Below are 21686 nucleotides of genomic sequence, written 5' to 3'. Positions count from 1 at the left end.
CTAAATTTTAAGTTTTCAACCCTATTATATGGGAAATATTTACTTATTTTTGTTGGAACTTAATACATCTTTAATGAAAAAAATAATTTTAATAATGGTTCTATCTGCATCAATAGTTTCATTTGGTCAAAGCCAAAAAGGAAGTCCAATAAAATATCTAACAACCAAAAAAGGAGCAGTAGTTGATGTTTATTTCGATACCAAAGTGGCCGATCCTTATCGCTGGCTTGAAGATGATAAATCGGCCGAAACCGCTTCTTGGGTAAAAGCTCAAAACGAGGTAACTTATGATTATTTATCAAAAATTCCTTTTAGAGATGCTTTAAAAGCAAGAATGGAAAAGCTGTGGAATTACGAAAAAATTGGTGCACCAACTAAAGAAGGAAATTACACTTATTACTACAAAAACAATGGCTTGCAAAACCAATCGGTGATGTATCGAAAAGATGCTAAAGGCATTGAAACCGTATTTTTAGACCCTAATACCTTTTCTAAAAAAGGCACCACTTCCCTCGGTGGAGTTGATTTTTCTAAAGATGGATCAAAAGTCGCTTATTCTATTTCAGAAGGAGGAAGCGACTGGAGAAAAGTAATCTTAATGGATGCCGAATCCCGCAAAATTCTTGAAGATACATTAGTTGATGTGAAATTTAGTGGCATTTCTTGGAGAGGAAATGAAGGGTTTTATTATTCCAGTTATGACAAACCCAAAGGAAGTGAGTTGTCGGCAAAGACGGATCAACACAAACTGTATTTCCATAAATTAGGAACGCCTCAAAAAGAAGATGTTGTTGTTTTTGGTTTGAACCAAAAAAGGAGATATGTTGGCGGAAGTGTTACTGAAGACAATCGGTTTTTAGTAATTACAGCTGCCAATTCTACTTATGGAAACGAGTTGTATATTCAAGATTTGACAAAACCAAATGCGCCAATTATTACTATTGTAGATAATTTTGATAGCGATAACAATATAATCGAAAATGAGGGCGAAAAATTATTCATCGACACGGACTTAAATGCACCCAACAAACGTATTGTTACTGTTGATGTAAACAACCCGAAACCAGAAAACTGGAAAGATTTTATACCCGAAAGTGAAAATGTACTTTCGACAACAACTGGTGGAGGTTATTTTTTTGCTAATTATATGAAAGACGCTATTTCAGTAATCAAACAGTACGATTATTCAGGAAAATTAGTTCGTGAAATTCAATTACCTGGCGTTGGAACCGCAGGAGGATTTAGCGGTAAAAAAGAAGAAAAAACGGTGTATTATTCTTTTACCAATTATACTACTCCAGGTTCTATTTTTGCATTTGAACCTAAAGTAGGAAAATCTGAGGTATATCAAAAACCAAAAGTTGACTTTAAAGGCGAGGATTATGTTTCAACGCAAGTTTTTTATGCTTCGAAAGATGGGACAAAGATTCCAATGGTTATTACTCATAAAAAAGGATTAAAATTAAACGGAAAAAACCCAACAATTCTTTATGGATATGGTGGATTCAACATTAGTTTAACGCCATGGTTTAGTATTTCAAATGCCATTTGGATGGAAAACGGAGGAGTTTTTGCTGTAGCCAATTTAAGAGGCGGTGGTGAATATGGTAAAAAATGGCACGATGCAGGAATCAAAATGCAAAAGCAAAATGTTTTTGATGATTTTATTGCCGCTGCCGAATACTTAATTGCAAAAAAATATACATCTTCCGATTTTCTTGCCATTCGTGGTGGCTCCAATGGAGGACTTTTGGTAGGAGCGACAATGACGCAACGTCCCGATTTGATGAAAGTAGCCTTGCCAGAGGTTGGAGTAATGGATATGTTGCGTTACCATACTTTTACTTCTGGTGCAGGTTGGGCTTTTGATTATGGTACTTCTCAAGATAGCAAAGAAATGTTTGAATACATCAAAGGATATTCTCCTGTAAATAATGTAAAAAAGGGAACGCATTATCCTGCTACAATGGTCACAACAGGTGATCACGATGACCGAGTGGTTCCAGCGCATAGTTTTAAATTTGCTGCCGAATTGCAAGAAAAACAAACTGGAAACAATCCAGTGCTTATTCGTATTGATGTCAATGCAGGTCACGGTGCAGGAAAATCAGTAGCGGCAATTATTCAGGAAAGCGCGGATATTCAGGCTTTTACTTTATTTAGTATGGGTTTTTCAGCATTGCCAAAGTAGAAAATTTTCAGAATAATTTAACTGATACAAACCTTGCGAATTTTAGGATTCGCAGGGTTTTTTAGTAATTATTTTAAAAAGCAAGTAATGTACTTCTCGTACTATTAATTCCTGAAAGATTCCCAACTGTATACACTTCTGTCGTCAAACTTTGAATTTTGCAAAGAGTATTTAAAAATGTAGGCAATTTCATTTAATAAATTCCCTAATTTTGCTAACCCCAGCTACCGCACAAACAATGTCATTAAGTTACCCTTTATTTGTCATTCTGACGAAGGAAGAATCTCACTTTAGTTGCTTATTTTATGCGATTTCTCTTGCGTCGAAATGACAAAACTGAGTCTATTTTTCCTTAACTTAATGCCATTGACCGCACAAATCCTTTCGTGGGGGAACATAAGCTCCTAAAAAACCAATAAAATCGATCACCCCCTGTTTTATAACTACAAAATTAGATTTTACAAAAAAACTACTACACGAAAGGATTAGTGCGGTAGCGGTGGCTACAATAAAAATTATCATCAAGTAGTCGCATTTATAGTACAAAATAGAGGATTGTTTTCTTTATAATTTCTATCGATGTTATAGGCACACACTCTTTTTTAAAATAGCAACGATTGCGTTTTATACAATATCCTATCGTAAAATTCCTCTAAAAAAAAGGAACGTAAAAAGATTGTTAAAAAAAATATAATTTTATCACAATAAATTAGCATTAATCATTTTTTTTTTTTGTAAAATTATTAAAGTTTTCTGGACACCACATCTTTAAATATAATCCTATGAATTAGTAACCAAAAAAAAGAGAAAGCCGTTGCGGGATGCAACGACTCTCAACGTTAAAATAGAACTGTATCTCACTAAAGTTTAATTTAACTCGACAAAAATATGAAAAATTAAAAACTTAATACTCCAAACACTATGAAAACTCTGCCTTTATTCTTTATTGCAACCATTTTATTTACTATTTCTGTCAGTTCTCAAATTACAAAAGGGAATTGGATGGTTGGGGGAAATGGTAGTTTTTCTAACAAAGAATTGTATAATAATAGCTTCAAAAATGACGGGGCAAAAACGTCCGAACTGTCTATAAGTGCAAATATTGGTTATTTTATAATTGATAAACTACAAGCAGGTGTACGATTTGGATACGAAGATTATAAATTTAAGAATGGAGTCAGTATGGATGCTGATAGGTACTGGGTAAAATATGGTGCGTATTCAAGGTATTATTTTTTGAAACCAGAAAAACTTGTTAATATTTACATAGATGGGGAATATTTTTCTACAAACAATGCTTATTCAAATGGTGAATATAAAGATCGTAAAGATGGTTATTCGTTTAGTCTAGGTCCTACAATTTTCTTTAATAGTTCCGTTGCAATGGAATTGGGTCTCAATTATTCATCTACGAAAACCAGAGTTCTAACTGATACTACAGAAAATAATATTCAATTTAAAATAGGTTTTCAAATATTTTTAGAAAAAAATTAAAAATTAAAAATTAAAATCAAAAATTAAAACATTATGAAAAAAATTAAACTGGTTCTTACTGCAACAATTTTATGCGCAATAGCTTCAAATGCTCAAATTACCACAGGAAATTGGATGGTAGGAGGAAGTGGTAGCTTTACAAACTACAAAAACACATATCAAGACAATACTACTGAAACAACTTATACTAGTTCTTACCTTGATTTATCGCCAAATGTAGGTTATTTTGTTGTTGACAATTTTTCAATAGGGAGCGTTGTCGGTTTTTCTTTTGGAAACCCCTCTGGACCTGATAATAATAGCTTGGGTTTTGGTTTGGCGCCTTTTGTTAGATACTATTTCAGAAAATCGGATAAGATTATTAACCCTTTCCTTCAAGCAAGTTATGGTTTTTATAGCGGTAAGAGGCAATCAGGAGGTTATAATAAATCGTCTGAATACAAACTTAAAGGAGGGACGGCCTTTTTTTTAAACAGTAGTGTTGCTGTTGAATTTACAATTGAATATAATTCGTCTATAAAAATTTTTAATAATAATCAGTATGATAACTTCACAACTGGAATCGGATTACAAATACATTTAGAAAAAGAATAAAAAATTTTAAAAACAAACAAAATGATAAACAAAATACATTTTATAAAATATTTAGCAGTATTGTTATTTTCTTTGAGTCTTTCTGCTCAGCAAGTATCAGTGACTCCTTCAAACGTAGAATACACTAATAATGGTCAGCCGAAGTCTTTTGTTAGCGGCTGTGGAGTTATAGATTTAAAGTCTAGTACTAGCACCTTGATAGAAATGATAGTCAATATTAGTACCGTTAGGTCTGTAATTAATAATAGCGAAAGTAAATTGTATGTCTACAGTAAAATATCCCCCAACGCTGTGAGAATACAAAAGTACATTAAAACAATTCCATCAGTGAATTGGATAGGACAAGGATCTTCGACAACTTCTATATCCTACAATCCGACTATTAGTTTTTTCATAAATGCAGCTGATTTTAACTCGACAGGCAGCACTTTACTGGTGACATTTGTGTCGCCTTCAGGCACAGAATACACTTCAGCTTGTACTTTTCAAATAACTAAAACACCCCCGCCTAGTTTCACACTGTCACCATCAAGTTTAAGTCTTGCTTGTGGCGACACAGCCGCAAGAACATTTACAGTCACGGGTACTAATATACCTGCGGGTGTAATTCCTACTTATCAATGGAGCGCTCCCGGCTGGACTCAGGTAGGTTCCACCGCAACTTCTCGCACGTTTGTGCCAACTTCAGGGTCTATCTTGCCTTCACCAATTTCTGTTACTCCAATCCTTAACGGTATAGCACAGCCAACAAAAACTTGTACTGTAACTAGACAAGCATTTACAACCGTCGGATCTATAACGGGCTCAGACGTAATTTGTACATCAGCACAATATTGCGCATCTGTCGCTGGTGCAACTACTTTTGCTTGGGCAGTTACATCAGGTGCAAACCTTGTAAGCTTGACTGGCAACGGTACATCATGCGCTACCCTAACCAAGTTGCCAAATGCTTCAGGTCAAATTACTCTTTCGTTAACGGCAGGAGATAGTTGCGGCAGATCGATAACTCGGACAAAATCAATTAATGTAGGAACTAATATTATTTCTACAGGTCTTGTCAGTGGTGCGCCCGCAGTAAATTTTAATGAAACCTTAAATTATACATACAGTGGTGCTGCTCTTTCTGATCCTAATATTAACTATTACTGGTTTATTTATGGTGGTCTAAATGATGGACCAAACGGTTTAGAGCTGCCTGCAGGTGGTGCTTATATTGTATCGGGTCAGGGTACTTCTTCTATAGCATTGGAAACAGGTTCTAATCTTGGCACAATTGTAGTAGAAGTTACGGCAACAACTTCAACTGCGTGCAACCTTAGGGATACAGCTTTTCTATTTGTAAATGTTTCAAATCCATTAGCAAGATCGTCGTCATTAACAAGCGCATCGACTATCACTGTTTTTCCAAATCCACTTACAAATTTGAGTACACTTGAAGTTACCGTAAACACTATACAGCAAAATGATCTAGGAAAGTATAATACAAAATTATTTTCTAAAACTATTGATAACCAAGTTAAAATCTATGATTTTAATGGCGATCTAAAGCATTCAGCTACGTTTAAATCGGATGTAATGTCTTTGAATAACTTAAATTTAAAACAAGGAACATACGTTTTGAATGTTACAACCAATGCAGGAGAACAATTAAGAACAATACTCTTGGTACAATAGAACTTCTAGTAAAGTAAAAACCATAAGCAAAATTTAAGTTTTTTTTTAAAATAATTGGTTTTGCTTTATAAATTTACTATAATTAATAATTCTATTTTAAAACCTTAAACAAATAAATAGTTACCAATTAAAAACAAAAAATTATGTCCCAAAAAAATCAAATTAATGTAGTCATCCCAGAAACAGAGCTAGCTGCAATCAATCCCTTAGTTGTTCAGCTCAAAGAAGCTTTAGCACCATACATTGTTGCTCTGACAACAGAAGAAATCAAGTCTATAGCAAAAATGGGCGACAAAACCGTTGCTTTTGTAGATAAAGTTCGAGATTATACAGTATCTAATCCTGAGTTTGTATTGCAACAAAGTATCAATCTTGTTGACTTTAATGTAGATGTTGATGCAGTAAAAACGCTATCGCCAATATTAAAAAGCGTGAGCCAAATTAGTACTGATTTGCAAGATTCTATCATGTTGTGCGGCAACGAGGCTTTGATTCCAGCCTTGATGTATTATGGATCGGTACAATTAAATGCAAAAAATGGAGTGGCTAGTGCAAAAACAATTTACGAAGATTTGAAGCAACGTTTTCCTGGAACAAAAAGAAAAAAAATTAGCTAGTTTAAATATTAAATCACAACAATTGGCTATCGGACTACTACAGTTTGATAGCCTTTTGCGTTTTAATCCATAAGAGCCCGAATTAATAAATTCGTAAAATTTTTATCTAAATCAGAGGGTTTCTAGTTTAATTCACATCATTTTCTCTGATTGAGGTAAAAATTATCTGAATTCAGAGAAAATATTGTGAATGAGATAGGTTTTTATCTCAAAACAGAGGAATTCCTCTGAATTCAGAGAAAACCCTCGAAATTCAGACTATTTTCTCTTAAATTTGGTCAATTTCCTTTATAATTAAGGCTTCGCCGTCAAAAAAAAGACAGGATGGATTAAAATTGATTCCTAAATTAGATTTATTCATTACAATTTATCAACTCGTAAGCAAGCAGACAAATCATTGAAAAATTGATCACTGATTAAACGTATTTTCGTTAATTTGTGCACAAGAAACAATTTATAGCAATTGAAATCACTATTATCTGTTCCTTTTTTTTTGGTAATACAATTAACAAAGTATCATCTTAAAAAAATTACAAAAGCTATGATTTTTAAGGTTTTTAGTTAGGATTTATAGAAATAAGCAACCTCACATTTACTAGCATTAATTCCTGAAAGATTCCCCACTTAATAAACTTAAGTCCGCAAAATCTTAGTTATTCAGATAGTATTTAAAAATCCACGCAATTTCATTTGATAAATTCCCTAATTTTGCCAACGAATAAGTAAAATTGCAAGAGGTAAAACATTTTATAAAAAGTGGGAAGTAAAAACAAGTTAAAAAGATTCAAGGAAAACGAAACATTCAACAATGTTTTTCAACCTACTAGAGAAGAAGTTGTAGGCGATTTGTTTCCGTTAAGAGGCAAATGGAACGCCGATTTTTTCAAAAATGATAATCCAATTGTTATTGAATTGGGCTGTGGCAAAGGAGAATATTCTGTTGGGCTGGCCGAAAAATATCCTGATAAAAACTTCGTTGGAATTGACATCAAAGGAGCACGTTTTTGGCGAGGTGCAAAGACTGCTGTAGAAACAGGATTGCACAATGTGGCTTTCATTCGTACGCAAATCGAATTAATCAATCATATTTTTGCCGAAAATGAAGTGGATGAAATTTGGATTACTTTTCCCGATCCACAAATAAAATACAAACGCACCAAGCACCGAATGACCAATTCAGAGTTTTTGCAATTGTATAAAAAAATCCTCAAAAAAGACGGTATTGTAAACCTAAAAACCGATAGCGAATTTATGCACGGTTACACGCTTGGACTACTTCACGGCGAAGGTCACGAGGTTTTGTATGCCAATCATAATGTATATGTAAACGAAGGAAGTCCAGAGGAAGTTACTGCTTTTCAGACGTTTTATGAAAAACAATATTTAGAAATTAACAAAGCCATTACGTACATTCGATTTAAAATTAAGCAGTAGCAATTTACAATGCAGAAATAATATAGATGAATTATATAACGCCATTATTTTTCGGTTTTATTAGTGCTTTTATAGGTGTTATTCCGCCAGGATTAATCAATATGACTGCCGCAAAAGTAAATCATAAAGAAGGAAAGCGAAACGCTTTATGGTTTGTATTTGGTGCGATACTTGTTATTGGTGTCCAAGTCTTTTTTGCCGTTTTATTTGCAAAGATTATCAATCGGCGCCCAGATTTAGTCATTTTATTACGCGAGATTGGATTTTGTATTTTTACGGCTTTGACAATTTATTTTTTATGGATTGCTAAAACACCAAAAGGCAAGCCGAAAAAACTGAAGAAAAACAGTAAAACCGGGCGATTTTTTCTTGGAATATTACTCTCAGCACTCAATTTTTTTCCTATTCCTTATTATGTTTTTATCAGTATTTCATTGGCGTCATATAAGTTTTTCTCGTTTGATGCTGAGTCTATTTTGATATTCATAACAGGCGTTTTGCTAGGATCCTTTCTTGTCTTTTATTTTTATATTTCCTTCTTTAATAGTATAGAAAATAAAAGAGATTTTATAATGAAAAATATGAATACTATTATTGGAAGTATTACAGGGTTGATTTCAATAATTACTTTAATCAATATCATAAATTATTATTGTTAATAGAGATGGTCAAGTCAAACGACAATTTTTTCGAAAAAGTCTATGCTATTGCAAAACAAATTCCTTTTGGCAAAGTGACTTCCTATGGCGCCATTGCCAAAGCACTAGGAACGGCTCGGTCAGCCAGAATGGTAGGTTGGGCAATGAATGCAGCACATAATCTTGAAGATGTTCCAGCGCATCGTGTGGTGAATAGAAAAGGATTACTTACGGGTAAACACCATTTTGATGGTACTAATTTAATGCAACAACTGCTTGAAAGCGAAGGAATGGTTGTAGTCAATAATCAAATTATTGATTTCGAAATGCATTTTTGGGAACCGGAAATGAGTGTGTAGATTGTATTAATTCTTAATAGACATTACTAAAATCTGACGTTTTTATTAGCAATAAATCCCCATTAAAACGGCTTGAATAAGAACTTTTCTTGGTATATTTGTATTCGCTAATTTACAATAGAATTAGTTTAAATAAACATAAGATTTCAATAGAAGTAACATCAGTTGAAAACAATAAATAGCAACAAATGAAATTAGATAGAAAAGAAATTCTTAAAGCATTAGAAACGATTACTATTGCTGGCGAAGGAAAAAATATGGTAGAAAGTGGTGCCATTGCTAATATAGTAACCTTTGGAGACGAAATTATTATTGATTTGATTTTGCGTGTTCCAGCATTACACATTAGAAAACGTGCCGAAGACGATATCAAAAAAACTATTTTAGAGAAAGTTTCACAAAATGCCCAGATCAAAATTAATGTCAAAGTTGAAACTCCAGAAAAAAGTATCGCTCCTGATAAATCTATACCTGGAATCAAAAATATAATTGCAGTTGCTTCCGGAAAAGGAGGAGTTGGAAAGTCTACTGTTACAGCAAATTTGGCAGTTTCGCTTGCAAAAATGGGTTTTTCAGTAGGGATTTTGGATGCAGATATATATGGGCCATCTATGCCCATAATGTTTGATGTTGCAAATGCAAAACCGCTTTCAGTACAAGTTGATGGAAAATCAAAAATGAAACCAATAGAAAATTATGGTGTGCAACTTCTTTCTATCGGATTTTTTACCTCTCCAAGTCAGGCTGTTATTTGGCGTGGGCCAATGGCTTCAAAAGCATTGAATCAGATGATTTTTGACGCTGATTGGGGTGATTTAGATTTTTTACTTCTTGATTTACCACCAGGAACCGGAGACATTCATCTTTCGATTGTTCAAGCTTTGCCGATCACTGGTGTGGTGGTGGTAAGTACACCTCAAGCTGTGGCTCTTGCCGATGCTAAAAAAGGAGTTTCTATGTTTATGTCAGATGCAATCAATGTTCCTGTTCTTGGAATTATTGAAAATATGGCTTATTTTACACCAGAAGAATTGCCTAATAATAAGTATTACATTTTCGGCAAAGAAGGCGCAAAAAACCTTGCTGATGAATTAAAAGTTCCATTTTTGGGCGAAGTCCCAATTGTACAATCTATTCGCGAAGCAGGAGATTATGGACGTCCTGCAGCTATGCAAACGGGTTCGATAATTGAGACTGTTTTTGACGAAATCACAAGAAATGTTGTGCAAGAAGTAGTCAGTAGAAATGAAAACTTGCCAGCTACCGAAGCTGTTAAGATTACTACCATGGCGGGTTGTTCAGCAGTTAAAAAATAATCCAAAACTCGTTTCGACGGGAAGTTAATCTATCAAAAATGACTACAGAAGAATTAACAACAAATGTTTTGAAGGCGCTCGAAGAAGTTCGGCCTTTTTTAAATTCGGATGGAGGAGACATTGAACTAGTTGCTATCGAAGATGGTAAAAATGTGACTGTACGGCTGCAAGGCGCTTGCACCAATTGCAGTGTAAGTCACATGACGATGCGAGCCGGAATTGAAACTACTATTAAGAGATATGCGCCACAAATAGAGACTGTGGTCAATGTAGGATAAATAATGTAGTGCGACCAGCTTTATACTACATATAAAGCTCGGTTGTTCTATGTTTTATAATGCACGCTAAAGTTCTGCTTTCCGAATTAATTTTAATTTGCCCAACTCGGTAATGGATATTACAATTAAAATAAAAGATCGAAAAGGGCAACTCCACAAAGTAAAAGCTCCCACAGATATGGCATTAAATTTAATGCAAGTTATTCGTGTCTACATACTGGAAGCAGCTGGAACTATAGGGTTATGTGGCGGAATTGCATTGTGCCACACCTGTCAATGCTTTGCTCTAAATGATGTTAATTTGCCCGAAAAAGGAGAAGCAGAATTAGCTACTCTTTCGAGATTGCCCAATAGTAAAACTAATAGCCGTTTGAGTTGTCAGATTCTTGTTACTGTTGGATTGGAAGGACTAGAAATAGAAATAGCGCCGTTGTTCTAGAAAATTTATTCCATTTCTTAGCTTCAATTATGAATAGCTGTAGAAGCTTTTGGTAAAATTCGTTCCACAAAAAGTGAATAAGCCAGTTCCGATGGGTGAAGTCCATCATTGGCTACTAGTAAAGGATTCTCAAAACCTTGCCTTGTAATATCTGTAATGGATACAAATTCTATGTTTTGTTCTAAACAATATTTTTGCGCAAAAGCATTATAATTGTCGATTTCAGCTGATATTTTTGCAGGATTTGAAGATTGCTTACCAAAAGGGGTGAATGCATAATCAGGAATAGAAACTACAATTACATTTGATTTGTCTCCTCTTGCTAGGGCAATAGCTTTGTTTACTAACTCAGGAAATTCATTTTCGTATATAGAAAACGGTTTACTTTGATATTGGTTGTTAACACCAATTAGTAACGTTACCAGGTCATAATTTGAAGTTGGATTTGTGACGTTGATTGCCGAAATTAAATTGGTAGTTGTCCATCCAGTAGTTGCAATAATTTTTGAATTGTAGGTATTCTTTGGATCTAAATCTGCCAGTTTTTTTCGTAATTGTTCTGGAAATCTACAAGTTTCACAAACACTTTGACCAATCGTATAACTGTCGCCAAGAGCCAAATAATTGAATTGTTTTGGCAAATTTACCGTAACAATTGGCGGCGTTGTATTTGTAGGAGTCCTTGCTGTTAATGTATCACTATCAGTACAACTGTAAAACCCAAAAATGAATAAAAAACCAAATACTACGAAAAATATCTTCTTCATTTCCAAATAAGTATTAAATTTAAGTATCTATTTTATTAGGAACTATGCAAATTCCATCTTCATGACAATTTGTTCTTCAATGGCATCCCATAATCCAATTCGTTTTTCTAATGCTAAAACTGATATTTCTTCAACTTCCGTCCATTTTTGTTGATCCGTACCACAAAGTTCAGTTATCATTTTCATTGCCATTGGACCGTGTTCATCGGCATCTAACTCAATATGTCTTTCAAAATAGTAAATTAGTTTACTTAAATCAGTATTTGGAAAATTAACTTGAAAATTTTTCAATATAACTGTAAACATACTTGGGATTAAATCTTCTCTTCCAAAGGTAAATGCCGCCGCGATTTCGTGTGATTTGCCTTCCTCAATAACTCTAAAAGTAAAGTCCAAAAAGGCTTTAATATTAGGATGAAGATCACTTTTTTTAATAGCTACAAATATATTGCAAATCGAATGTACCTCGGATAAAAAATGTTCAATACGGTTAGTAGTTGCGCCACAAGATTTCATAGCTTCAAGATACATTTCAAAATGACTTTGACGTCGGCCATCAATTGTCAAATCTGATTCTTCTGCCAGTACAATTTCATTAATTAAATACCTAGTTTCTAAATTTTTGGTTGGAAACCAAGGCGTTGTTGTACAAGTTAACTTGGCTTGTAAAGCCTTTAATAGAGACATGAAATCCCAAACAGCATAAACATGATTTTCTAAAAAGCAGTTTAAATCCTCTATTGTTTTAACTTTTTGATATAAAGAATGTTGTAATAAAAGTTCCTTTTGGGGTTCGATTTTATGGTTTATTGTTGCAATATTCATAGATAATTTTTTATTGTAAAAGTAAAAAAGCTTCCTGTTTCCACGAAGCTTTTCCTATCTATTTTATGAATAGTTTAATAGTTGTTTACGGCTATTTAAAAGCTGAAATCCCAGTAATATCCATTCCTGTAATTAATAGATGAATATCGTGTGTTCCTTCATAAGTAATTACAGACTCTAAATTCATCATGTGTCGCATAATCGAATATTCGCCAGTGATTCCCATTCCGCCAAGCATTTGTCTGGCTTCACGAGCAATATGAATTGCCATATCTACGTTATTTCTTTTCGCCATCGAAATTTGTGCTGTGGTTGCTTTTCCTTCATTTCTCAAAACTCCCAATCGCCAAGTCAGCAATTGTGCTTTCGTGATTTCGGTAATCATTTCGGCTAATTTTTTCTGTTGCAATTGTGTTCCAGCAATAGGTTTATCAAATTGGATTCTTTCTTTCGCATAACGCAAAGCGGTGTCGTAACAATCCATTGCAGCTCCAATTGCTCCCCAAGCAATACCATAACGTGCAGAATCTAAACAACCAAGTGGTGCTCCAAGTCCTGATTTGTTTGGTAATATATTTTCTTTCGGCACCTTCACATTATCAAAAATCAATTCTCCCGTTGCCGATGCACGAAGCGACCATTTATTATGTGTTTCTGGAGTTGTAAATCCTGGCATTCCGCGTTCTATAATCAAACCGTGAATTCTTCCTTCTTCATTTTTTGCCCAAACTACCGCAATATCAGCAAACGGCGCATTTGAAATCCACATTTTGGCACCATTCAATAAATAATGGTCACCCATATCTTTGAAATTAGTAATCATACTTCCGGGATCAGAACCATAATTTGGTTCGGTCAAACCAAAGCAACCCATAAATTCTCCCGAAGCCAGTTTGGGTAAATATTTCATTCGTTGTTCTTCGTTTCCATATTTCCATATGGGATACATCACCAACGACGATTGAACTGAAGCCGTGGAACGAACTCCTGAATCGCCTCTTTCAATCTCCTGCATAATCAAACCATACGAAATATGATCTAAACCAGCACCGCCATACTCCTCTGGGATATAGGGGCCAAAAGCACCAATATCAGCCAAACCTTTGATAATTTGTTTTGGAAATTCTGCACGTTGCGCAAAATCTTCGATTATGGGAGAAACTTCACGTTTTACCCATTCTCGTGCTGAATCACGTACTAATTTATGTTCGTCCGTCAATAATTCGTCAAGGTTGTAATAATCTGGAGCTTGAAATAAGTCTGGTTTCATAGTTCGAAAGTTTATGTCACAAATTTACACAAAGAAATATAACAAAACAAAGGCAAATAGTTATATTATTAAATTTTTCACAGTTGTTTACACACAGAGAAATCAAAGAGATTGGAGAATTAATACCAATTGTAATTTTAAAATGGTCTAATCCATTTTAAAACTTTATCCCGACGAATTCGGGAGATAATGCCTAAAAACAATATATTGAGTACTCCCGAAGCTTCGGGATTATTGGACTCTTATATATCGCTAATAGCTATTATATTAATGGTGTAGTTCTATTCATATTTTTCTTTATCAACCGTTTTCTATTTCAAAAAAATCCCGCAAATTCAAATTCGAATTTGCGGGATTTTAAATTATTCTATTTTAAAAGATTATTGTTTTACAACTTTAAATGACTGTTTGGCTTTATCAATGGTTACTTCCATAAGGTAAACGCCATTTTGTAAACTAGAAATGTCAAGTTGTTTTTGACTAGCATTTACTGTGTTGCTTTGTACTTTTTGTCCCAAAAGATTGAAAAGCTCTACCTTGCTAATGTTTTTTGCAGCAGTTATGTTCAATTGACTTCTAGTTGGATTTGGGTAATAGCTAAATTTAGCATCAGCAAACTGAGGTGCAGATAATGCTGGGTCAAAGTATAATTGTACTTTACTTCCTAAACCAGGTGCATACATAACTTTCCACCCTTTTGGTACTCCTACTTCAGAGGCAAATTCTCCAACTACAGCGCCTTCAAAATCAAGAGTAGTATTAGTTGTTATAATGTCTAATGTGGTTATAGTTGTTGGTATGTAAATTCCAGTTAAGTCAAGCGTTGCTGCTGAAATGTCTATGATGTCAAGTCCACCAGTCATTTTCAGTTGATCAAAATCAATACCTGGAGTTGTACTACCGTTAGCCCCTATTTTTAATGTACCACGAAGTGTTAAAGAATCGCCTGTTACTTCAGCAAAACTTACAATGCCGTTTTTTGTATTTCCACCAGGTGATAGTACGCTTGTTGCATCTGGAGAAGTAAATCCAGTAATACCAGTCAATAGGGTGGTTCCAGCATTAGTATTTAAAACACCACTATTCAATAATGGGGCAAACGAAGCATTGAAATTATTAGTTACAAGAAATGTGTATATTATTGAGGAATCTCCTGAACCTAATCCAGTTTTAGTAAGCGCTGATGCAGCTACTACTGGTGGTCCAACTGATGCTGCTATTGTAGGAGGATTTACGGCGTTTGATGTAACGTTAGTGATAAGTGATGTTCCTGTTCCACCAATTTTATCTACTACTACAGTGTATACATTTGAGTTGGAATCCGTATAAGTAGTTCCAGCAGCAGCAGCTACAGTAGCTGCAACGGTGAAAGTGGCTATTTTGAGCGGGCTATCTGCAGTACTAGCAAAATTTATTTTGCCCGTACTTGTATTTACGGTATAAAATGCTCTAAACTCTTGATTTGTATTGATGGTTCCAGAGTTAGTTATTCTTGAGGCACCTGTCTGCGCTGCTGTAGGAGGATCAGTAACAGGAGGTGGATTAAGACTAGGATTAAAAACTTTTGCTCCAAAAAGGTAATTTGAACCAATAAAATTAAATGTTCCTCTATTATCAACATGTAAGTTAGGAGCTCCAGAGAAAGTTGTCATCACTATTGGAGAACCCCACGTACGACCATTCAATAAGATCTTTATTGAAAACGTACCATTGTTAATTATATTAACTTCGGCTGGCTGTGTAGCACCTTGATTATTATTAATGGATATAGCAGTTGATGATGCAATACTTTTTACATCGATGTTAAAGGTTCCATCATTTATTAAATTAACAACACCATAATTTTGAGCACTTGCTCCAATCGGGTTTCTTAACATTGTTCCCAGTATATTAATAGTTCCTTTATTTGTGAAAGAGCTAGATAAAGTAGCTGTAGAAGATCCATAAACATACATTCCGATCGTACCCATTGGACTATTAGCACTACCGTACACATTGATTGTTGTTCCTTGAGCTACAGTAACATCAACTCCGCCTCCTGATATTCCTATCAAGCCATTGAGACTTCCTGTAAAGGAGTCCCCCAAATCAAAACCTGCACCTCCAAGTATTAATTTGCAACCTGGCAAACCAACTCCTCCGGTTTTAATAAAGGGAGTATTTGCATTTCCGTTTGCTGCTTTTGCAGTAGAAAGCAATAAGGAAAGAGTACCGTCAAAAAGTACTTTGTAGGTGGCATTAGCAGCATTCGCTTCACTAGATGTGACAAAGAAAATACCACCACTAGTAAAGTTACCTGCTGATGTATCGATTTTTAAAGTTCCGTTTCCTGAATAAGTATATTCTGTAGGCACAGTAGGAACAACAGATGGTATTGCAAATGACATCCCGTAGGCACTAGCACTACTAGTAGTTCCTCCAAGTAGAGAACTTTTAACATCTAATAAACCGTTATTTACAATATTTCCACCTTTTAACAAAATTCCCTCGTTTGTTAGGGTTTCAATGAAAACTTCCACATCAGGTCCGATAGTCAAAGTAGATCCTGTTATTGCTCCTTTTTCGTTGCTAATAGTTAGTCCGCCCAGATAATAAGAACCTGGCGCAAGCGTAGGATTGCCGCCATTTCCAATTAACGCAATATCAACAATGGTTGGTGCACCTGTCGCCATTTTAGGAGTGGCAAATGTAAAGCAAACATTAGTTCCGGGTGTTCCAACGCCGGACCAGGTATTGGCGCTTATTGTAATTATTGTTTGTGTTGCATCGATTTCTGTAACAGTAGCTCCGGCAGGAATACCGTAGCCTGACACTTTATCGCCCACAGCTATATCAGTGTTTGCCTCTGTTAAAGTTATTGTTGGCTTGTTATTACCGAAGGTTCCAACCGATGTAATCGCTGGATAATTCCAGTTTGTTGGAGTAGACCAATTGTTGTTGGTAGCACCTGTCCACCCAATGTTTTTTTGTGCAAAACTTGGATTTGCAAAAAGTGCACAAAAAATTACGCTAAGAGTTAGAAAACTCTTGTTTAAATTTTCAGCAAAATAGTTTTTTTTCATAATGTTTAATTGTTAAAATAGTTTAGTTAAAATAATATTGAGGAATTTTCTCAATGTTTTTGATATGGTTTTCTCCAACAGGAAGGAATATCTTTATAATAGTACAGTTTCTTTTTTGGTTTATTTTATTATTTCGAAATGCTATTTAATTGCAATTTTGTTTTTGAGCAGTGATAATTAATAATAGTATCTTTTTAGCTTTTACCAAAAGTAGCTAAATTATAGAAATTCAAAAATGTCAAATCAACCAATTAGAGGGGGTAAATCAATCAAAACAGTTATTATAGACTATTTAAGTTTGATTTGAGTCAGAAATCACAGTGATTTAGAAACAATATCGTTACAGATAAAGCGTTCGTTCAGGAAAATATTTATCAAAGGCTTTATCTAAAAACACCACCTTCATTCTATTTTATCAGCTATAGTAGGGTTAATTACACCCAGCGGTTAATTGTTATTTTATTAAAAGTTGTGTTTGATTCATCAATTGGGTTTTTATATAGACTCATAGCACCCCGTAATTGACAGATATAACCCCTTAGGCTTTTTTTGATTTTAATACATTTGTTTAGTTACAAAACCTGGTTTTTTATTTAGATGACACGTATAGTAAAGTTAATTAAATAGTGAAATATATTTATTTTAGGAAAACAATTATGCAGAAATTTCAGGCGGAGTTTAATTTGTTTCGAGTTTGATACGTGAGTTAAGACAACTGAATCAAAATGTAAATAAAGAATTCAAAAACAATTTTAACTAGCAAGTTTATTTACTAAAGACCATTTTTTAATTATTTGTTATAAAACTTAAATACTTCTTAAACTATCGTAATACATTAAAATGACGAACAACACCTTTAAAAATTTAGTCAAGAATTTTGTAATTTTTTTACCGCTACTACTTTTTTCAGTATATATGTATCCACAAACCAACCTCGTTGCCGATTCAGGTTTTGAACACGGAGCAGCAGTTTGGGACATTAGTCAAGGAGCCACAAGGGTTTCGTCTGATGCACAATCGGGTAGCTTTGCCGTTCGTGCTGTAGATAATGGTGGTGTCAACCAAAACATCACGGGCTTATCACCAAATACTACTTATGTGCTTTCGGGATGGCTAAAATCGAATAAAAATGCTCCTGTGCAACTGGGCGTTAAATGGTATGGTGGTAATGAACTGACCTTACAAACCTCTTCAACCACTTATACTCTATTATCGATTAAATTTACAACAGGATCAGCAAGCACGACAGCGGTAATATATGGGTTTAATCCTAGAGGCGGAAGCAACTTAATGAATGTTGATGAATTATCTGTAGCTTACAGTAATGAAAACCCCTATAAGTTAGTTTGGTCGGATGAATTTAATGGGAATGGAGTTGTAGATACTGCAAATTGGAGTTTTGAAAATGGTTTTGCTAGGAATGAGGAAATACAGTGGTATCAGACTGAAAATGCAATCCAACAAGATGGTAATTTGATTATAGAAGGTCGAAAAGAAAATCCATTTAATGCAAGACCCAATCCTAATTATGCTGCAGGATCTACTGACTGGAGAAAATCGCGTAAATATATTAATTACAGCTCTTCGAGTATAAAAACAGATGGGAAACAATCTTGGTTGTACGGGAGGTTTGAGATTCGTGCAAAAATTACTAACCAAACTGGCACTTGGCCTGCTATTTGGACTTTAGGTAACAATTGTGAATGGCCTTCCAATGGCGAAGTAGATATTATGGAAAATTATGGGGGCAACATATTAGCCAATTTTGCTTGGGGAACCAATGCCAGATCAAACCCTAAATGGGATTCAGTTAAGTTAAATACAATTAGTAATTTTGTTAAGAAAGACCCTGACTGGATCTCTAAATTTCATATTTGGACATTAGATTGGGATGTGAATAAAATGAGTATTTATTTAGATGATAAATTAATTAATGAAATTGATTTGAGCAAAACCATCAACGGGACTGCTAATTGTTTAGGGGATAATCCTTTCCGAAAGAAACAGTATTTATTACTTAATCTTGCGTTGGGCGGTCAAGGCGGAAGCGTTACAAACCTCGCCTTTCCCACACAATACATAATCGATTATGTGCGAGTATATCAATTGGACGCCCAATAATTGTACATAATATCCATCTACACCAACCTGTTTAAATAAATCTGAACCCGGTTACTATTTTAAGTTTTAAAGGTTAAGTTTCACATAATTGTTAAAGCATTTTGTTTAAATACACTTGCATTAAAGTCAATTGGATATATTTTTGGCAAAATAGGCTTATTAAACCTTTATATTAACCGATATCACCCTTTATTTTTTTTATACCTTATTTATCTTTGGTTTTTTGAATGTGAAATTTTTCGGTTAAAAACCAGAATATGGAAACCTTCGTATTTATTACAAGTAATCTTTTTCCAACGAATAATACTTATAAAAATGAACAAAATCAACTTTAAAAGTCAAATTAAATATTTATTTGCAACTACGATAATAACACTTGCAACTTGTAATTTGTATTCACAAACAAATCTTGCTGTCAATCCAAGTTTCGAAAATACTTCATCGGTTTGGAAATTTACTACTGGCGCAGCAATAGTAATGTCCGATGCTCAATCTGGCAATGCTGCTGTAAGTGCTGCGGATAATAGTGGAGCTACTCAAACTGTTACAAACTTACTTCCTTTTACAACTTATCAATTGACTTGTTGGTTAAAATCGAGTACTACTGCTCCGGTTCAACTTGGTGTAAAACTATATGGTGGAAATGAATTAGTAGCACAAAAGACTTCAACATCCTATTCCCAAGCATCTCTAAAATTCACAACCGGTTTTGTAAGTACATCGGCCGTTATCTATTGCTTCAATCCAGCAGGTGGAACCAACCAAATGACAGCAGATAATTTTTCGTTGGTAAAAACTGATGAAAATCCGTATGAATTAGTGTGGTCAGATGAATTTAACGGAGATGGTCCCGTAGATGAATTTAACTGGACTCACGAAATTGGGTTTAAAAGAAATAATGAAGTGCAATGGTATCAGCCAGAAAATGCTTTTCAAAAAGATGGAAATTTAATTATTGAAGCCAGAAAAGTGCCAGCAAAAACTCGCGTCAATCCGAATTTTATTGCCGGCTCACCTAATTTTCAAACCTACACGTATTGGATAGATTATACTTCGTCAAGTATCAACACTTCGAAAAAGATATCTTGGCTTTATGGAAGGTTCGAAATTCGTGCCAAAGTTACAAATCTTACTGGGACCTGGCCGGCTATTTGGACTTTAGGAGAAAGTTGTGAATGGCCTTCTAATGGTGAAATAGATATTATGGAAAATTATGGCGGCGGTATTTTAGGTAATTTTGCCTGGGGTACGGGTACACGATATAGTCCAAAATGGGATTCTGCTAAAGTGCCTGTATCAGATTTTGTTAAAAAAGATGCAACGTGGCTATCTAAATTTCATACTTGGACATTAGATTGGGATTACAACAGAATGAGCATCTATGTTGATGGTACTTTAATTAATGAAGTTGACTTAAATACGACAATCAATGGTAGTTATAATTGCAAAGGTATAAATCCATTTAGAAGAGAACAATATTTGTTATTGAACCTTGCTTTGGGAGGAACAGCGGGAGGAAGTGTTGCCAATTTAACATTTCCAACTCAATATATAGTTGATTATGTGCGAGTTTTTCAATACAATGCTAATTTGTCAGTGAATGCTGCTGACAAGCAAGAAGTTTCGAAAGTTTATCCTAATCCTGTAAAAAATGTTTTGAACATTGACTACCCAACTAGCAATCCAAAATACAAGTTGTATGATGTTTCAGGTAAACTTTTGCTTTCGGGCAATGGTTTAAAAGTGGATGTTAATAAATTAAGTTCTGGAGTTTATTTTGTTCAGGTTGAAGATTTAAAATCAATAAAAATCATTAAGGAATAATATTCGAACCAATTTTAGTATTCGATTTAAACAATAGCTGTTTTTACCTAACGGTTTTGAGTTGTTTCACTATCCAGTTTATCTTATTATCTTATTCGTTAATTATTTCAGCCACGAATTAGGCAAATAATTGGTGCTAATCCATTTTTTATGTTTGAAAAACTCGGAAAAAACAGCTAATTTGCCACTAGTTTTTTAGTAAAGATTTGTGTTTAAAATTTAGCCGCTTTATCGGATAGTTAATTTGAATTATGCTGTTGCGACTTAATACACCTAGTAATTGACACATTTACCCCCGTTAGTTTTTATTTAGATATTTAAATTTGTAAATTAATTCATTTTGATTTACTTTCATAAATGGTATAATCAAAAAAAAATACGGTTTTAAAAAATAAACAACAAATTGTTATGAAGAGAACAGTACATTTAGGAACAATGTTATTTTTGTTAGTAGGATGTTTTGCTAATGCACAAGATATAGTTTGGACAGGTAGTGCTGCCAACAATGATTTTTTTGACGAGGCAAATTGGAAAAACTCAGCGACCAATAGTGTTCCTTCCAGCGGCACAATCGATTCTGGAATAGCCATTAATTTGTCTTTGCAACTCAATAATGCAGCGATTACGGTTATTGCCAATGGCGACATTAATTTAGGCACAGGAAGCCTTTCGATAGGTATGGCAAGTCTTACTGCTCAATCTTTGGCAGGAGCTGGTGGAAATGTAGCTATTAATGAAGGCGGTTATATAGAATTAACTTCTACTGCACCATTGAAATCGAGC

At 34.3% G+C, this 21686-nt stretch carries 18 protein-coding genes; 14 read left to right on the top strand and 4 right to left on the bottom strand.

Annotated features, from left to right (window positions below):
- Positions 1-73: 73 nt before the first annotated feature.
- The 11 genes from RMO83_RS13495 to RMO83_RS13445 all read left to right on the top strand — a co-directional run bounded on the left by RMO83_RS13495 (position 74) and on the right by RMO83_RS13445 (position 11034).
- Positions 74-2191: a prolyl oligopeptidase family serine peptidase gene (locus tag RMO83_RS13495; protein WP_310560226.1), complete on the top strand. Its 2118-nt coding sequence runs from the start codon at positions 74-76 to the stop codon at positions 2189-2191.
- Positions 2192-3112: 921 nt separating this feature from the next.
- On the top strand, positions 3113-3685 hold the full coding sequence (locus RMO83_RS13490) for an outer membrane beta-barrel protein (RefSeq protein ID WP_310560225.1): 573 nt from the start codon (positions 3113-3115) through the stop codon (positions 3683-3685).
- Positions 3686-3718: 33 nt separating this feature from the next.
- Positions 3719-4279 carry an outer membrane beta-barrel protein gene (locus tag RMO83_RS13485; protein WP_310560224.1) on the top strand — a complete coding sequence of 187 codons (561 nt, stop codon included), beginning with the start codon at positions 3719-3721 and terminating at the stop codon, positions 4277-4279.
- 21 nt (positions 4280-4300) lie between these two features.
- Entirely contained in the window at positions 4301-5953 is a 1653-nt protein-coding gene (locus tag RMO83_RS13480) for a T9SS type A sorting domain-containing protein (protein WP_310560223.1), read from the top strand.
- Positions 5954-6096: 143 nt separating this feature from the next.
- Positions 6097-6570 (top strand): hypothetical protein, encoded by a 474-nt coding sequence (locus RMO83_RS13475; protein ID WP_310560222.1) that lies wholly within the window; start codon positions 6097-6099, stop codon positions 6568-6570.
- Between the two features lie 756 nt (positions 6571-7326).
- Positions 7327-8004, top strand: coding sequence for a tRNA (guanosine(46)-N7)-methyltransferase TrmB (trmB, locus tag RMO83_RS13470; RefSeq protein ID WP_310560221.1), 678 nt, complete (start codon positions 7327-7329; stop codon positions 8002-8004).
- Between the two features lie 26 nt (positions 8005-8030).
- Complete coding sequence (locus RMO83_RS13465) at positions 8031-8663, top strand: LysE family transporter (protein WP_310560220.1); 633 nt, start codon at positions 8031-8033, stop codon at positions 8661-8663.
- Positions 8664-8668: 5 nt separating this feature from the next.
- The gene (locus RMO83_RS13460; protein ID WP_310560219.1) at positions 8669-9001 is read left to right on the top strand and encodes an MGMT family protein; all 333 of its coding nucleotides are present in this window, start codon (positions 8669-8671) and stop codon (positions 8999-9001) included.
- 188 nt (positions 9002-9189) lie between these two features.
- A complete protein-coding gene (locus tag RMO83_RS13455) occupies positions 9190-10317 on the top strand; it encodes an Mrp/NBP35 family ATP-binding protein (protein WP_310560218.1) in 1128 nt (375 codons plus the stop codon).
- Positions 10318-10355: 38 nt separating this feature from the next.
- Positions 10356-10595, top strand: coding sequence for a NifU family protein (locus RMO83_RS13450; protein ID WP_310560217.1), 240 nt, complete (start codon positions 10356-10358; stop codon positions 10593-10595).
- Between the two features lie 112 nt (positions 10596-10707).
- Positions 10708-11034, top strand: coding sequence for a 2Fe-2S iron-sulfur cluster-binding protein (locus RMO83_RS13445; protein ID WP_310560216.1), 327 nt, complete (start codon positions 10708-10710; stop codon positions 11032-11034).
- 23 nt (positions 11035-11057) lie between these two features.
- On the opposite strand, the gene RMO83_RS13440 is transcribed toward RMO83_RS13445, so the two are convergent.
- From RMO83_RS13440 to RMO83_RS13425, 4 genes are all read right to left on the bottom strand, one after another.
- The gene (locus RMO83_RS13440; protein ID WP_310560215.1) at positions 11058-11801 is read right to left on the bottom strand and encodes an SGNH/GDSL hydrolase family protein; all 744 of its coding nucleotides are present in this window, start codon (positions 11799-11801) and stop codon (positions 11058-11060) included.
- 42 nt (positions 11802-11843) lie between these two features.
- Positions 11844-12626 carry a DUF3050 domain-containing protein gene (locus RMO83_RS13435; RefSeq protein WP_310560214.1) on the bottom strand — a complete coding sequence of 261 codons (783 nt, stop codon included), beginning with the start codon at positions 12624-12626 and terminating at the stop codon, positions 11844-11846.
- Positions 12627-12717: 91 nt separating this feature from the next.
- Positions 12718-13896, bottom strand: coding sequence for an acyl-CoA dehydrogenase family protein (locus tag RMO83_RS13430; protein ID WP_310560213.1), 1179 nt, complete (start codon positions 13894-13896; stop codon positions 12718-12720).
- Between the two features lie 380 nt (positions 13897-14276).
- Positions 14277-16958 (bottom strand): T9SS type A sorting domain-containing protein, encoded by a 2682-nt coding sequence (locus tag RMO83_RS13425; RefSeq protein ID WP_310560212.1) that lies wholly within the window; start codon positions 16956-16958, stop codon positions 14277-14279.
- 840 nt (positions 16959-17798) lie between these two features.
- On the opposite strand from RMO83_RS13425, the gene RMO83_RS13420 reads away from it, so the two are divergent.
- From RMO83_RS13420 to RMO83_RS13410, 3 genes are all read left to right on the top strand, one after another.
- Complete coding sequence (locus RMO83_RS13420; RefSeq protein WP_310560211.1) at positions 17799-19079, top strand: family 16 glycosylhydrolase; 1281 nt, start codon at positions 17799-17801, stop codon at positions 19077-19079.
- 315 nt (positions 19080-19394) lie between these two features.
- A complete protein-coding gene (locus RMO83_RS13415; protein WP_310560210.1) occupies positions 19395-20903 on the top strand; it encodes a family 16 glycosylhydrolase in 1509 nt (502 codons plus the stop codon).
- 408 nt (positions 20904-21311) lie between these two features.
- Positions 21312-21686, top strand: a 375-nt coding sequence (locus tag RMO83_RS13410; protein ID WP_310560209.1) for a hypothetical protein, incomplete at its 3' end; no start/stop codon positions are given.

The sequence above is a fragment of the Flavobacterium sp. genome (assembly GCF_031423415.1).
Taxonomy (GTDB): Bacteria; Bacteroidota; Bacteroidia; order Flavobacteriales; family Flavobacteriaceae; genus Flavobacterium.
The sequence above is the reverse complement of the archived record's forward strand: the minus strand, read 5'-3'. Positions and strand labels throughout refer to the sequence as shown.

Excerpts from the sequence above, each read along its gene's own strand:
- RMO83_RS13495 (WP_310560226.1), top strand. The coding sequence starts at position 74 with ATGAAAAAAATAATTTTAATAATGGTTCTATCTGCATCAATAGTTTCA.
- RMO83_RS13490 (WP_310560225.1), top strand. The coding sequence starts at position 3,113 with ATGAAAACTCTGCCTTTATTCTTTATTGCAACCATTTTATTTACTATT.
- RMO83_RS13485 (WP_310560224.1), top strand. The coding sequence starts at position 3,719 with ATGAAAAAAATTAAACTGGTTCTTACTGCAACAATTTTATGCGCAATA.
- RMO83_RS13480 (WP_310560223.1), top strand. The coding sequence starts at position 4,301 with ATGATAAACAAAATACATTTTATAAAATATTTAGCAGTATTGTTATTT.
- RMO83_RS13475 (WP_310560222.1), top strand. The coding sequence starts at position 6,097 with ATGTCCCAAAAAAATCAAATTAATGTAGTCATCCCAGAAACAGAGCTA.
- RMO83_RS13465 (WP_310560220.1), top strand. The coding sequence starts at position 8,031 with ATGAATTATATAACGCCATTATTTTTCGGTTTTATTAGTGCTTTTATA.
- RMO83_RS13460 (WP_310560219.1), top strand. The coding sequence starts at position 8,669 with ATGGTCAAGTCAAACGACAATTTTTTCGAAAAAGTCTATGCTATTGCA.
- RMO83_RS13455 (WP_310560218.1), top strand. The coding sequence starts at position 9,190 with ATGAAATTAGATAGAAAAGAAATTCTTAAAGCATTAGAAACGATTACT.
- RMO83_RS13450 (WP_310560217.1), top strand. The coding sequence starts at position 10,356 with ATGACTACAGAAGAATTAACAACAAATGTTTTGAAGGCGCTCGAAGAA.
- RMO83_RS13445 (WP_310560216.1), top strand. The coding sequence starts at position 10,708 with ATGGATATTACAATTAAAATAAAAGATCGAAAAGGGCAACTCCACAAA.
- RMO83_RS13440 (WP_310560215.1), bottom strand. The coding sequence starts at position 11,801 with ATGAAGAAGATATTTTTCGTAGTATTTGGTTTTTTATTCATTTTTGGG.
- RMO83_RS13435 (WP_310560214.1), bottom strand. The coding sequence starts at position 12,626 with ATGAATATTGCAACAATAAACCATAAAATCGAACCCCAAAAGGAACTT.
- RMO83_RS13430 (WP_310560213.1), bottom strand. The coding sequence starts at position 13,896 with ATGAAACCAGACTTATTTCAAGCTCCAGATTATTACAACCTTGACGAA.
- RMO83_RS13425 (WP_310560212.1), bottom strand. The coding sequence starts at position 16,958 with ATGAAAAAAAACTATTTTGCTGAAAATTTAAACAAGAGTTTTCTAACT.
- RMO83_RS13420 (WP_310560211.1), top strand. The coding sequence starts at position 17,799 with ATGACGAACAACACCTTTAAAAATTTAGTCAAGAATTTTGTAATTTTT.
- RMO83_RS13415 (WP_310560210.1), top strand. The coding sequence starts at position 19,395 with ATGAACAAAATCAACTTTAAAAGTCAAATTAAATATTTATTTGCAACT.